Genomic DNA, 13,521 nt, shown 5'->3' on the forward strand with positions numbered 1-13,521 from the left:
CGAGGAAACAGTATCGCCCTTTTCCGCGCAGCCCGAAGTAAAAATAGCCGCTGCCGCAGTCGCCAATACCACACCGGTGGATTTTCTCATCGTCGTCATTGTCTAAAATCTCCTCTTTTCCTTAAATAAAACCGCAGCACTTCCCTTTCTGCAAATAAATACCAGTCATTCCTTGAATGGCGCTGTTTAATCTTACTGACTATGTCGCATTGAATAAAGCAGAACTTACAGGCAAACCTCTTTCAGTCTGAAAAAATTTTCTTTTCCCGGAAAAACTGTTTACCCCAGCGGGTGACATATTGAATGCCACTCACAATTGTAGTGGCGGCCACTAGATATATAAGGCCATTCATCCAATGCGGGGGCACCGATTGAAAGCCCCCTTGCCAAAGGGTGGTCAGCAATAAGAGGATCTGGCAAAAAGTGTTGAGTTTGCTGGTCCACGTGGGCTGCCCTTCGAAAGGATGAAGTAGGAAATAATATCCCACCGCCCCCACGATAATGACCAAATCCCGAACCGCCACTAAAATCGCCAACCACCAAGGCAACAGCCCAATCGATGCTGCCGCCAGATAGCAAGAAGTCAGCAACAATTTGTCGGCGATGGGATCCAGCAGCGAACCGATCCGGCTAATCCAGCCGTAGTGCTTGGCTAGAAATCCATCGATGGCATCCGAAACACCGGCAATAAAAAACAGCACCAGCGCCCATTGGAACTGGCGTTTCAGAATCATCATCACCGTCGGCCACACCAACACTATCCGCACGATGGTAATGATATTGGGGATATGGCGAGGGGAGAGATAAGTCATGAAATCATCCTGCAGGCATTCGTTTTTCTGGTAGCGTACAATATTCTTTGGCTTGGCGGACAAGTTTTTATAGTACCGCCATTGTGACATTTCAGATGCCACCAATTATTCATTGACGGGGGATTCATTGGCACACAAAACACCTTTGGACTACAAAACTTCCGGCGTTGACATTGCTGCGGGCAACTTGCTGGTGGAAAAAATCAAACCGCTGGTGAAGCAGACCTTCCGCCCGGAAGTACTGGCCGGGCTGGGCGGCTTTGGCGCTTTGTTTGAACTGCCCTGGGAACGTTACCAAAAGCCGGTTTTAGTGTCTGGCACAGACGGTGTTGGGACAAAACTGAAATTGGCCATGGAACTGAACCGTCACCATACCATTGGTATCGATCTGGTCGCCATGTGCGTCAACGATATTGTGGTCCAGGGAGCGGAGCCTTTGTTTTTTCTCGACTATTTCGCCACCGGCAAACTGGAAGTCGATACCGCCGCCCAGGTGATTGAGGGCATCGCCCGGGGCTGCAAAATGGCCGGCTGCGCTCTCATAGGGGGAGAAACGGCGGAGATGCCGGGATTCTATCAGCCAGGGGAATATGATTTAGCGGGCTTTAGCGTGGGGATTGTCGAAAAAGATCAGCTCATTGATGGCAGCAAAGTCCAGGAAGGCGATGTATTGATAGGACTGGCTGCTTCCGGCCCCCATGCCAACGGTTACTCGTTAATACGCAGGATACTGGAAGTCAACCAGGTAAACTTGGATTTGAAGCTGGATAACCGGCCTTTGTCCAAGTGGCTATTGGAACCCACCAAAATCTATGTCAAGCCTCTATTGCAATTGATGGCCTCAGTAGCGCCGCATGCCTTGGCCCATATTACCGGTGGCGGTATTACAGAAAATCTGCCACGGGTGCTGCCAGAAGGTTTGAGCGCGGAGATCAATCTTGAGGCGTGGGACTTGCCGCCTATATTTCGCTGGTTGCAAGCCCAAGGAAATCTGGCCAAGGATGAAATGCTGCGCACTTTTAATTGCGGGATTGGCATGATCGTTACCGTCCCTCCATCCTTGCAAGCCAAAACGCTGGAAATCCTGGCGCAAGCAGGCGAAACCGCCATGCCTATTGGAATCGTGGAAAAATCCACAGCGGAAGAAAAAGTACGCTATCAAGGTCAGTTGACCTGCCGAGAGAAAGAATAACCATTTTCTTATCCACAAAGGTTGCACAAGGACCTGCCTTTGCTTACTATCAAAAAGGGAATGGGGTTTTCCCTAGATAACCAGGAATAGTTAACACAAATCCTGTTTTGTGGGGGAAGTCTCCGTCAACCACCTACATTAATAACAGAGGAGGAAAGGTATGATTAGGAAAATCGCTTTAGCCGGTTTAATAGGTTCATTTGGCCTTTTGGGAGGATGTGCATCCAATTATCCTGTGGGTTTGGCATTCACGGACGTTACCTTGCCAATTCATGCCACAGAACTGGGAGGGCGCCCCCATCAAGTGGGCACCGCCGAGTGTACCAGCATTTTAAGCCTGGTTGCTCAGGGGGATTGCAGCATCGAAGCAGCCAAACAAAACGGCGGCATCACCAAAGTGCATCATATCGATTGGAAGGTTAATAATATTTTGGGCGTGATTGGCAAATACAAAGTCACCGTTTATGGTGAATAAAGCTTAATTATAAATCTGTGCGGCAGGGAGCCGGTTTCCTGCCGCCTTTTTAATAACGTATCTGAAAACCAGTCAAGTCACTTTCACAGGGAATTTCCTCCACATCCACTTTGTCCACCCTTGCCGCTGGCGGCCCCTGCCGGCACCAATCCAGCAATTGATTCAAAGCTTCCGGCTCGCCTTCTGCCACCATTTCCACCCGGCCATCGGGAAGATTTCTGACCCAGCCTTTCAATCCCAGAGAACGGGCAACTTCCACGGCAGTAGCGCGGTAGAAAACTCCTTGTACTTTTCCTGAAACCAAAATTTGCAAACGCTTGCTCATTTCCTGTCTCTACAAAATGATGGCTACTGGACCCAAAGGTATTCCTGATCCCGTATAACGCAAATTTTACCTCTTACAGCAAAAAGCCCCGCCCATAAAACGGGCGAGGCTTTTGATTTTCAGGTCAATGGTCGGCCTGATTTACATCATGCCGCCCATGTCTCCCATGCCGCCGCCCGGCATGGCGGGACCTTCTTCTTCCTTGGGCTCTTCTGCCACCATTGCTTCGGTGGTGATCATCAAGCCCGCCACGGAAGAAGCATTTTGCAACGCGGTCCGGGTAACCTTGGTAGGATCGAGAATACCCATTTCGATCATGTCGCCAAACTCACCCGTCGCGGCGTTGTAACCGAAGTTACCGGTACCTTCAGCCACTTTGTTCAACACCACGGAACCTTCTTCACCAGCGTTTTCGACAATCTGGCGCAGAGGCGCTTCCATGGCTTTCAGCGCGATATTCACACCCACATCTTGATCATGGTTGGCGCCTTTCACGTCCAGCTTTTGCAGTACTCGAACCAAGGCCACGCCACCGCCGGGCACAATGCCTTCTTCCACTGCGGCACGAGTTGCATGGAGCGCGTCTTCAACACGGGCTTTCTTCTCCTTCATTTCCACTTCGGTAGCGGCGCCCACTTTGATTACCGCAACACCGCCGGCCAGTTTCGCCAGACGCTCTTGCAGCTTTTCACGATCATAATCAGAAGTGGCTTCTTCGATCTGGGCCCGGATTTGCTTGATCCGCGCTTCGATATTTTCCTTGCTGCCTGCACCATCGATGATGGTGGTATCGTCTTTGGTAATCACGACCCGCTTGGCGGTACCCAGATCTTCCAAAGTGGCTTTTTCCAGGCTCATGCCCAGTTCTTCGGAGATCACGGTGGCGCCGGTCAAGACCGCGATATCTTCCAGCATCGCTTTGCGGCGGTCGCCAAAACCAGGCGCTTTGACCGCGCAAGCTTTCAAAATGCCGCGCATATTGTTGACTACCAAAGTCGCCAAGGCTTCCCCTTCCACATCTTCAGCAATAATCAACAACGGACGGCCCGCCTTGGCGACAGCTTCCAGAACCGGCAGAAGATCACGGATATTGGAGACTTTCTTGTCATGAATCAGGATCAGCGGGTTTTCCATTTCCACGCTCATGTTTTCCTGATTGGTAATGAAATACGGCGACAGGTAACCACGGTCGAATTGCATCCCTTCCACCACATCCAGCTCATTTTCAAGACCGGAACCTTCTTCCACCGTAATAACGCCTTCCTTGCCGACCTTGTCCATCGCTTCGGAAATGATGTTGCCAATTTCTGCGTCATTATTCGCCGAGATGGCACCCACCTGGGCGATGGCTTTGCTGTCCATGCAAGGAACGGATAGATTTTTCAATTCGTCCACCGCGGCAATCACGGCTTTGTCGATGCCGCGTTTCAAATCCATGGGGTTCATGCCCGCCGCCACGGCTTTCAAGCCTTCATTCAAGATGGCTTGCGCCAAAACGGTGGCGGTGGTGGTACCGTCACCGGCGGCGTCGGAAGTTTGGGAAGCGACTTCCTTCACCATTTGCGCACCCATGTTTTCGAACTTGTCTTTCAACTCCACTTCCTTGGCGACGGAAACGCCGTCCTTGGTCACGGTGGGGGCGCCGAAGCTCTTTTCCAAAACCACATTACGTCCTTTGGGGCCCAGGGTCACTTTGACTGCCTTGGCCAACACATTAACGCCATGGGCCATCTTGTGGCGGGCGTCGTCACTGAATTTAATTTCTTTTGCTGCCATGTTTCTTTACCTTTATCTTAAATTTAAAAATGATCGATTTTTTAACGACTTAGCCTTCCAACACGGCCATAATGTCGTCTTCGCGCATGACCAGGATTTCCTCGTCATCCACCTTGACTTCGGTGCCGGAATATTTACCGAACAGAACCTTATCCCCTACTTTGACATCCAAGGGACGAAGTTCGCCATTTTCCAGCAGCTTGCCGTTACCGACGGCGACCACTTCCCCTTTCATGGGTTTCTCCGCTGCAGTATCGGGAATGACGATGCCACCGGGCGTCTTGTGTTCTTCTTCCAGACGTTTGACAATGACACGGTCGTGTAATGGACGTAGTTTCATAGCTTTTCTCCTATTGCATGGATTTTTGTTAGCACTTAACCTTTGTGAGTGCTAATGATAGTTTGGTTTTTTCCCCTGTCAAGACATTTCACTAGCCACACAGATTTAATTGCATGAATGACGAACTGCTTTTACGCTACAGCCGCCAGATATTGCTGCCTCAAATCGACATATGGGGTCAGGAAAAAATAATTCAAGCCCGGGTTTTGATAATCGGCGCCGGCGGTCTGGGATGTCCTGCCGCCATGTACCTGGCCGCCGCCGGCGTTGGCCACCTGACCCTTGCCGATGATGACCGGGTGGAACCGTCCAACCTGCAACGGCAAATCGCCCACCATACCGAGGATATCGGTAGGCACAAGGCGGAATCGGCAAAACGAACGCTGCTTTCCCTCAATCCTAACGTCCAAGTCGAGTCGCTCTGCGAGCGATTGCAGGGCCAATCCCTGTTGGATCAAGTCAAAAAAGCCGATATCGTCCTGGATTGCAGCGATAACTTCCCTACCCGCTTTGAGGTCAACCGCGCCAGTATCGAGACCCAAACCCCCCTGGTCTCGGGCGCGGCAATCCGGTTCGAAGGCCAAGTGGCGGTCTTCGATTCCCGCCAGCAAGACAGCCCTTGCTACAATTGCCTGTATCCAAATCTGGAAGAACTGGCCGAAAGCTGTTCGGAAACCGGCGTGATTGCCCCGATTACCGGCATTGTCGGCAGTATCCAAGCCCTGGAAGCCATTAAGGTTCTCCTGAACATTGGCCAGCCTCTGATTGGCAAATTATTATTACTCGATGGCCTGTCCATGGAATGGCATTGCATGACCCTGCCAAAAAATCCGGCCTGCCCCACTTGTGGTGCAAATTAAAGATAAAGCTTACTGACTCTATAACAAATATGCTCCACCCAATGAGAGTACGATCATCTCCGGAAAGTCACCAATATTATGTCTTTACAGAAAAGCTCTGGAATCTCTTGGGCATTCCCCAAGTAAACAGCCAGACAAAAGTAATCAAATATTTGCCTGGCTGTTACATAAATAAAAGATGTTGCGATCTCTTATTCTAAATATTGTGCATTTAATTTCAAAATTCCGATAACGGACAATCCATCCTCCCGAAATCAGCATTAAATACAGCCAAGTCAGATCCATCAACATCTCCATCGTTATCAAAATCACCTTGACATAAACCGTTACACTCCGTTCGGCCAAAGTTTTGATTAAAAATAGATAGATCCCTTCCATCTACATCGCCATCCCCGTCAAAATTCCCTTCACAAGGCAGAACTATCGTCCCTATATTTAGGGTTACAGTCTTTGCATTGTTATTTTCGTTAGATTCATCGATGACGTTGTTATAAATTGCCAAAGGATGTCTATCTGCATTTGCAGTGACTTCATATATTCCATTTTCTTTACCATCCGGGAAATTAATAGAACAGCTGGCTCTTTCAGTTGGCCCGAGATTAACACTGATTCCACAGACACCATCCCCAAATAAACCTCCAAAACCACTCAAAAGCACACTAAACCCACCACTTGTAGCAGCATCACCTTGATTTTTCACCCTGATAACTACTGTGAAAGGCTCAAACCTGGATGGGACTGGGGGATCGAAGACTATAGAATCCACTATCAAATCAGGTTTATGTAAGACTAGTTCGATTTTCTGGGCATAGATATCTTCATCAAATCCACGCTCATCTATCCATCCTATAATTGCACCTGTTGGTAACGGGCCTGATCCGTCAAATACTACTTGAGGGAATGTTTCATCTGTCGGGTTTTCTGAAGTCATGTCATCATAAACATAGGTATAAAATCCTCTTGATCCATCAGGCTGCAATTTGACTGCAATAATATCCCAATCGCCCCCGGCATGATCTTGAAACACCACCATGGCTCCCCCTTCTCGTGTACCGATGACCTTGGGCTTTCTTTGACTACCCTGGGGATAAAGCCAAACAGGAATGCCGCCACTAGTCCATTGTAAGCTACCATCTTCGCTTATACTTTGGGCATAAATATCGTCATTTCCCCCTAATCCAGATTCATGACGCCAGTCATTCCAAGCCACGACTGCCCCACCCAATCCATCAGCTGTAATCGATGGTATAAGCTCATTGATTCTCCAGGCAGCATCATTCCCCCCGACAATCGAGGAATCCACCAGGATCAATCCTCCAGGTGCCCAAAGGGCATTTCCGTTGCTATCCAAATGCTGTGCAACCACATGATTTCCCGCTGGATCACCAACAGGGTGACGCTGCCTAACCCAGGCGATAAATGCTCCGCCTGAACCATCGCTGACTATATCAGGGCGAGCTTCTCGCCTGGGATCGCAACTAAGGTTAACTGGATTGGCGCCCCAGGGGAGACTCAAATCTGCTGCCACTTTTTGAACTCTTGTGCACCAGCCGTCGGCCATGACAACCATAACCGACCCTGGAGCAGTGCCTGCAATTGCCGGCCCTCCACCTGCAATCGCTCCGCCACCCAGAGCAATCCCGTTTATTCCAGGCGCTACTAGATTTCCATTTTTTTGTACGCGGACGCATCTCACGCCTAATGCGGTTTCAAAGGCAATAAATGCACCCCCCATACCATCCGGAGCAATCGCAATGGGGTTGAATGAATCCACGCTGCTGTTATCACTAATCTGAACGCCGCCCGAATGCCATTGAATATTGCCATTGGCATCTATGTGTTGTGCATACAGATTGGCACCTGTTTTCCAAACGATAATTGCTCCCCCCGAGCCATCGGAGGCAATCTCTGGCAATCTTTGTTGATCGGCACCTTGGGCAATAGGAGTGCCATTTGTACCCCAAAGAATATTGCCATCGGCATCGAGCCGTTGGGCATAAATGTCCCAATTATCGTTTCCGAAAATGTCTTTATTTCTATTATCTTCCCAAACGATGATAGTGCCTCCCTCACCATCGCTGATCATTCTTGCGTGATCCTGCTCATGACTAGAAGTAACGACAGGCACTCCTTCCGCTGGCCATAAACGATCACCTTCATTAGCCATAGCAATACAATCATTCCAAAGCATTATAAATAATAACAAAATTATCGATAATATTTTATTCATGCTATTACCTTCAGTTAAATTAATATATGTATATATTAATTTATTTGCCTTTAGTCATAAATTCAACCTGCTCTAAATTTGATTTAAATCAAATTTTGATAGGATCAAACTAAGCATTTGATTTCCATGATAATTTATTTTTGACTCCATACCTAATGAGTCATAGTATATAAATTCCTTAATCGGAAATTAATTTAAGGAGTATAAAAATGATTAGATACTTGCTTAGGATATTAGTTATTGGCTGTGCCGGTTTTACTACTCAAGCATATTCAGCCATCGCCGTCTTTTGGGATGGCGAGGGGATTGGAGATCCACTTGATGGCAGTGCAGATACCGTAATTCAGGTACAACCCAACACGCCATTTTCGGTGAATTTATATGCGGCCACTTTCAATCCACAATCCCCGAATGATACCGATGACGGGCATGGTGGACTGCTTAGTTGGGGCGGCATTGTAAACTTTGATGCCACAGCGGCAACAGTTAATAGTTCTACAATTCCAGCAGCAAATTGGTTTGTGGTTGGCAAAAACGACATCACGCCAGGATCGGTAAACTTGGTGGCGGGCAGAGTTGGCGCTGGCCTTATGGGCCCGCAACTATTAACTACTTTAAACCTAACTGCGTCAAAATCTTTTACCTTATCGCTGGCTGATCATCCATCACCTTTTGATGATTTCGTCGCCCACGACGGCACTGTTTACGACGGCACCTTTACCTTGCCTACGCTCAATGTGCAGGCCGTTCCTCTGCCCGGAGCGGCTTTACTCATGATGTCAGGATTGATGGGAGCCTTTGGTATCAAATTAAGCAAACAGCGTTAGTAAAACTGATTTCCTCTCCTTTGCAAACAAAGGAGAGGAAATCGACAAGTCTTGATTCTGTTTGAGTGGAGGGGTGGTCATGATGAGGGCAAATTTAATTCTTGAACTAGTGTTCTCAAGTTTCCTTATAGCTTTCTCCCAGGCTACATTATCAATTCAAATTTTCAGTGAAGATTTCGAATCTGGATTGGGTGGATGGAATATCGATCAAGGGGTGTGGGAGGTTGGTACCCCAAGTGCCGGCCCCGCCGCGTGTAACGAGGGAACCGCCTGTGCCGGGACAGTATTGGGTGGTGATTACCCTGGAGATACCGACAGCCGCTTGATCAGCCCGCCCATTCAATTACCAGCGGTCAATGATAATGAAAGAGTATTTTTGAGCTTTTGGCAGTGGTTTTCCTATGCTTCTTGCGATCAAGGGTTTGTACAAGTTTCAACTTGGGATTCCAACACCAATACCTGGTCGGATTGGACCAATCTTAATGGCCCCCTGGCGAATACTTCCCCTTGGTCCAAACGGATGGATGATATAACCTCGTTTGCAGGACAAATCGTTCGGATTGCTTTTTACCATACTGCCCGAACTGGCGGCTCCTTTCATGGTTGTGATCCTAGCAGCACCGGCTGGTATATTGACGATGTGTCAATGGACAAAGAGGCTCCAAATTTCACCGGAGACTTCGAGCTGGGTTGGAAACAATGGAGTGCCGACCGGGGAGTATGGCAAGTCGGGACGCCCACAGCCGGACCTGATGCCTGCCATAATGGCAACGGCTGTGTGGGGACGGTATTGGATGGTGATTATCCTGGAGATACTGACAGCCGCTTGATCAGCCCGCCCATTCAGCTTCAAAGCAATGTCGATATCTTCCGCCAGGAACCCTCGTTACGGTTCTGGCACTGGTTTTCATACGCCTCTTGCGACCAAGGCTTTGTACAGGTATCGACTTGGGATGCCCAAACTGAAACGTGGTCGGACTGGACCAATCTCGGCAGCCCAATTGCAGGCAGCTCTCCACTGTGGACCTCACAAAGAAGGGATCTGTCGTCGTTTGCCGGACAAATCGTTCGGGTTGCTTTCTATCATACAGCCCAAACTGGCGGTTTTGGCGGTCATTGTAATCCTAGCAGCACCGGCTGGTATATTGACGATGTTAGACTGCCCGGTGTCTTCCTCCAGCCTTGTGAATTTGACTTCGACAACGATGGCGATGTGGATGGCAGTGACTTGAATCGCTTCAATCTTCACTTTGGGGCGACGAACTGTTCAACAGATAACTTCTGTTATGCCGATTACGACCGGGACGGGGACGTTGACGGGTCCGATCTCATCATCCTCAACGAGGATTTTGGCGAAAATGCCTGTTATGCACCTGCCGCACCGCAACCTTGACCAACAAATTCTCTATTCCATAGATCTCTGGGGGAGCGCTTAGCTGCGCTCTCCCAAAGATGCCAAGCAGTTCACATGTAGACAGTTTTTACCATTGGGACCTGCCTCCATGTTTTATTCAAGAGGATTTTGAGATGAAAAAATGCAAAGTCAAAAAAAACGGCTGGATAACCATGGTCACCTCGGCATTATTGATGCTGTTCGGATGTCACGGATTCCAAGTCTCGACAGATGGGGCAGCAACTTCGACAGCTCAGCTAAAGCCTAGTGATCAGCTGAACGAAAAAGATAATCCCATCAATCCAAAAAGTTTTAAACCACCCATCGCTTTTATTCCAAACCGTGGTCTGAAGAATTCACACATCCTTTTCTATGAGCCGGGGGCAGGACACACTCTGTACATAACAGAAGAAGGGATTTTAATTGCCCTATATCACAAAAAGACAGCAGGGAGGCGTGTTGGTGATTCTAAAATCCTTAGAAATATCGTTCGACTCAGCTTTCCGGGAGCCAACCCTCATCCGAAAATCGTCGCCGGCGCGCCACTTCCCGGCACAGTGAATATTTTCCACGGTAATGATCCCGCGAAGTGGAAAACAGGATTGCCTGTCTTTGACAGTGTGACATATCAGGATCTTTATCCGGGAGTGGATCTTAGCGTCCACGGTAATCAGGGACAGCTAGAATATGATCTTATTGTTCGGCCAGGAAGCAAGGTTTCGAATTTACGTTTTGCCTATGATGGCGTCAAGACATTGAAAGAAATGCAGAGCGGTGATTTGCAAGTTGTCCTGGAGCACGGCAGCATTCACCAGAAAAAGCCCATTATTTATCAAGAATTTCAAGGCAAACGGCACCAAGTGGACGGACGATTTGTCCTGCTAGGCAAAGACAACCAAGGCCGCTATGAATTTGGTTTTGATATCGCACAATATGATATCACTCAACCTTTGATCATTGATCCAGTATTGGTTTTCTCGACTTACTTAGGTGGTCACGCTGGAGACTCTGGCTTTGGCGTAGCCACCGATAATGCCGGTAATGTCTATGTTGTGGGAGAAACAGTCTCCGATGATTTCCCTGTCGTTGCTTCACTTCAGCCTTTCCGTGGACCTTCGGTATCTACGATTTACCAAGATGTCTTTGTTTCCAAGTTTAATCCAAGCGGCGCCCAGCTGATCTATTCTACCTATCTTGGTGGAGAAGATAATGATTATGCAAAGGGGATTGCTGTAGATAGTGGAGGTAACGCCTATATCGTGGGATGGACCCAATCGGTAAAATTTCCCCTTCAATCAGCCTTCCAACTTGTAAATCGCGGACGTGGCGATACCTTTATTACCAAATTGAATGCAGCAGGGAGCGCACTTGCCTATTCGACTTATTTAGGAGGCTCCGACTTGGATATCGCCACTGACGTGGCAGTAGATGGCATAGGTAATGCTTATCTAACTGGCTGGACAACCTCTACAGACTTTCCCGTTCAGGCTGCGATTCAAGCGCAAAACGGCGGTTGGAACACTCACTTTTGGGACGATGCTTTTGTTGCCAAAATTAATGCCACGCCAGCCCTAGTATTTTCCACCTATCTGGGAGGGTCAGGAATAGATTCTGCCGCTGGCATCGCCCTTGGCCCCGATGGTGATATTCATATTGCCGGACAATCGGATAGTTTTTCTGACCTGCCTGGTCTCCCACCTGGCGCAATCATTGGTGGCGCAAAAGATGCCTTCATGTCAAGGCTATCCAGTGATGGATCTACTTTAAAATATTCTTTTTTTATCGGTGGTAGTGGATCGGAAGGTGCGGAAGATATTGCAGTTGACCGATTAGGCAGGATTTTTGTCACCGGCGCCACTTTTTCTGATGATTTTCCGGTCTGGGGACCAGGCAACACTAATCTATGTATTCCCCTGATATCATGCCCATTTCAAATGACAAGAAAGGGGGATTTGGATCTTTTTATCACAGCTTTTGAGGCTGATGGTATTCATGGACTGTATTCCACTTACTTAGGTGGTTCAAGCCGGGATGAGCCAACTGCAATTGCGGTTGATTGGTCCGGCAATGCCTATATAGTCGGGCAGACAGAATCGACCGACTTTCCAACTATTCGAGCACTGCAAACTACTCTCAAAGGGGCTGGTCTACCCGGTTTTACAGCAAAGGACGGGTTTATCGTCAAAATGGATAATTCAGGTACTAGTCTAGATTTCTCGACCTATTTGGGCAGTGACGGTTGGGATAATCTAGAAGCCGTTGCGTTAGGGGTGGATGGTGAAGCCGTTGTTTCAGGCTGGGCATCTGATACGAACTTTCCGACGGCTCCAAATCCACCTTGCATAAGCGGCACAGACTGCCCTTTTCAATTTAACAATGCAGGTGCAAGAGACGCTGTGGCATTCAAGCTAAAGGATATTCCAGACAACGATGTTTGTGGCGGTGCTCAAATAGTTACAACTGGCACTTATCGAGGAAGTCTTTTATCTGCCTCCCCTTCGGGAAGTGCTTCTTGTGGCAACAGTGCTTCACAACCAGATGCTTGGTATGTTTTTACAGCACCTTCCGCAGGTACACTGTTTGTTGATTCTTGTGGAAGTAATGATATGGGCAACACCGATGCGGGGGTTGATACGGTCATCTCTCTGCATCAAGGTTGCATAGGGACTACCGCTAATGAAATAGATTGTAATGATGACTGGCCAAGTGGATTAGTTCCCAATGCTTGCAGTGGCACAGATGGTGGAATGCATCGTGATTCGGCATCGAAAATACATCTTTTGGCCGGAGAACAAAGTATTATTCGGGTTTCCCGTTACGGAGGGAATCCCGTAGGAGGAGATTTTCTTTTTCATGTGACATTTCAACCTGATAGCGCGCCACCTTGCACAGGGGACTTTGATAATGACGGAGACGTAGATGGCTCCGATCTCAAGGTCTTTAATGCTGAATTTGGACGAAATAACTGTAGCACTTCATCACCCTGTAAAGGGGATTTCGACAATGATGGGGATGTCGATGGAACGGACCTTAATAAATTCAATTTAGATTTTGGAAGAAATGATTGCCCATAGAAAAATTTAGGATGACCTTGGTTGTTCTATGGATTTGTAGCGTTGACTATAACTTTTAGCCAAGATAGCTACAATGATATTGCGCTCTCCCCACAGGGGTCGTATACTTCAAGTCTCAGCTTATGTTGAGAATGAATCCATATTAGGAGGTACGCACAATGAAATGGGAAAAACCCAGCTACAATGACTTGCGCTTCGGTTTTGAAGTCACTATGTA

11 protein-coding genes are annotated in these 13,521 nt (G+C 48.2%); 6 read left to right on the forward strand and 5 right to left on the reverse strand.

Features of this window, described 5'->3' with window-relative positions; translation table 11 throughout:
• Positions 1 to 242: 242 nt before the first annotated feature.
• Positions 243 to 812, reverse strand: a complete 570-nt coding sequence (locus AXA67_03820; protein KXJ41812.1) for a CDP-alcohol phosphatidyltransferase — start codon at positions 810 to 812, stop codon at positions 243 to 245.
• Positions 813 to 939: 127 nt separating this feature from the next.
• Here AXA67_03820 and AXA67_03825 point away from each other — a divergent pair, with 127 nt between their 5' ends.
• Positions 940 to 2,004: a phosphoribosylaminoimidazole synthetase gene (locus AXA67_03825; GenBank protein KXJ41733.1), complete on the forward strand. Its 1,065-nt coding sequence runs from the start codon at positions 940 to 942 to the stop codon at positions 2,002 to 2,004.
• Between the two features lie 160 nt (positions 2,005 to 2,164).
• Entirely contained in the window at positions 2,165 to 2,479 is a 315-nt protein-coding gene (locus tag AXA67_03830; protein ID KXJ41734.1) for a TRL-like protein family, read from the forward strand.
• 49 nt (positions 2,480 to 2,528) lie between these two features.
• On the opposite strand, the gene AXA67_03835 is transcribed toward AXA67_03830, so the two are convergent.
• From AXA67_03835 to AXA67_03845, 3 genes are all read right to left on the reverse strand, one after another.
• On the reverse strand, positions 2,529 to 2,804 hold the full coding sequence (locus AXA67_03835; protein KXJ41735.1) for an acylphosphatase: 276 nt from the start codon (positions 2,802 to 2,804) through the stop codon (positions 2,529 to 2,531).
• 141 nt (positions 2,805 to 2,945) lie between these two features.
• Positions 2,946 to 4,580, reverse strand: a complete 1,635-nt coding sequence (groEL, locus tag AXA67_03840) for a molecular chaperone GroEL (GenBank protein KXJ41736.1) — start codon at positions 4,578 to 4,580, stop codon at positions 2,946 to 2,948.
• A 49-nt stretch (positions 4,581 to 4,629) separates the two neighbouring features.
• Positions 4,630 to 4,920: a co-chaperone GroES gene (locus AXA67_03845; GenBank protein KXJ41737.1), complete on the reverse strand. Its 291-nt coding sequence runs from the start codon at positions 4,918 to 4,920 to the stop codon at positions 4,630 to 4,632.
• Between the two features lie 113 nt (positions 4,921 to 5,033).
• Between AXA67_03845 and AXA67_03850 the strand changes: the two genes are divergently transcribed.
• Positions 5,034 to 5,780 (forward strand): molybdopterin-synthase adenylyltransferase, encoded by a 747-nt coding sequence (locus AXA67_03850; protein KXJ41738.1) that lies wholly within the window; start codon positions 5,034 to 5,036, stop codon positions 5,778 to 5,780.
• A 217-nt stretch (positions 5,781 to 5,997) separates the two neighbouring features.
• On the opposite strand, the gene AXA67_03855 is transcribed toward AXA67_03850, so the two are convergent.
• On the reverse strand, positions 5,998 to 8,010 hold the full coding sequence (locus AXA67_03855) for a hypothetical protein (protein ID KXJ41739.1): 2,013 nt from the start codon (positions 8,008 to 8,010) through the stop codon (positions 5,998 to 6,000).
• A gap of 209 nt (positions 8,011 to 8,219) precedes the next feature.
• Here AXA67_03855 and AXA67_03860 point away from each other — a divergent pair, with 209 nt between their 5' ends.
• From AXA67_03860 to AXA67_03870, 3 genes are all read left to right on the forward strand, one after another.
• Positions 8,220 to 8,837 carry a hypothetical protein gene (locus AXA67_03860; GenBank protein ID KXJ41740.1) on the forward strand — a complete coding sequence of 206 codons (618 nt, stop codon included), beginning with the start codon at positions 8,220 to 8,222 and terminating at the stop codon, positions 8,835 to 8,837.
• A gap of 79 nt (positions 8,838 to 8,916) precedes the next feature.
• Positions 8,917 to 10,230 carry a hypothetical protein gene (locus AXA67_03865; protein ID KXJ41741.1) on the forward strand — a complete coding sequence of 438 codons (1,314 nt, stop codon included), beginning with the start codon at positions 8,917 to 8,919 and terminating at the stop codon, positions 10,228 to 10,230.
• Positions 10,231 to 10,364: 134 nt separating this feature from the next.
• Positions 10,365 to 13,304 carry a hypothetical protein gene (locus AXA67_03870; protein ID KXJ41742.1) on the forward strand — a complete coding sequence of 980 codons (2,940 nt, stop codon included), beginning with the start codon at positions 10,365 to 10,367 and terminating at the stop codon, positions 13,302 to 13,304.
• Positions 13,305 to 13,521 lie beyond the last annotated feature (217 nt).

The organism is Methylothermaceae bacteria B42 (assembly GCA_001566965.1).
In the GTDB taxonomy this organism is placed as follows: Bacteria; Pseudomonadota; Gammaproteobacteria; order Methylococcales; family Methylothermaceae; genus Methylohalobius.

What these genes read in the sequence shown, in the direction of transcription:
- AXA67_03820 (KXJ41812.1), bottom strand. Translation starts at nt 812, where the DNA reads ATGACTTATCTCTCCCCTCGCCATATCCCCAATATCATTACCATCGTG.
- AXA67_03830 (KXJ41734.1), top strand. Translation starts at nt 2,165, where the DNA reads ATGATTAGGAAAATCGCTTTAGCCGGTTTAATAGGTTCATTTGGCCTT.
- AXA67_03835 (KXJ41735.1), bottom strand. Translation starts at nt 2,804, where the DNA reads ATGAGCAAGCGTTTGCAAATTTTGGTTTCAGGAAAAGTACAAGGAGTT.
- groEL (KXJ41736.1), bottom strand. Translation starts at nt 4,580, where the DNA reads ATGGCAGCAAAAGAAATTAAATTCAGTGACGACGCCCGCCACAAGATG.
- AXA67_03845 (KXJ41737.1), bottom strand. Translation starts at nt 4,920, where the DNA reads ATGAAACTACGTCCATTACACGACCGTGTCATTGTCAAACGTCTGGAA.
- AXA67_03850 (KXJ41738.1), top strand. Translation starts at nt 5,034, where the DNA reads ATGAATGACGAACTGCTTTTACGCTACAGCCGCCAGATATTGCTGCCT.
- AXA67_03855 (KXJ41739.1), bottom strand. Translation starts at nt 8,010, where the DNA reads ATGAATAAAATATTATCGATAATTTTGTTATTATTTATAATGCTTTGG.
- AXA67_03860 (KXJ41740.1), top strand. Translation starts at nt 8,220, where the DNA reads ATGATTAGATACTTGCTTAGGATATTAGTTATTGGCTGTGCCGGTTTT.
- AXA67_03865 (KXJ41741.1), top strand. Translation starts at nt 8,917, where the DNA reads ATGATGAGGGCAAATTTAATTCTTGAACTAGTGTTCTCAAGTTTCCTT.
- AXA67_03870 (KXJ41742.1), top strand. Translation starts at nt 10,365, where the DNA reads ATGAAAAAATGCAAAGTCAAAAAAAACGGCTGGATAACCATGGTCACC.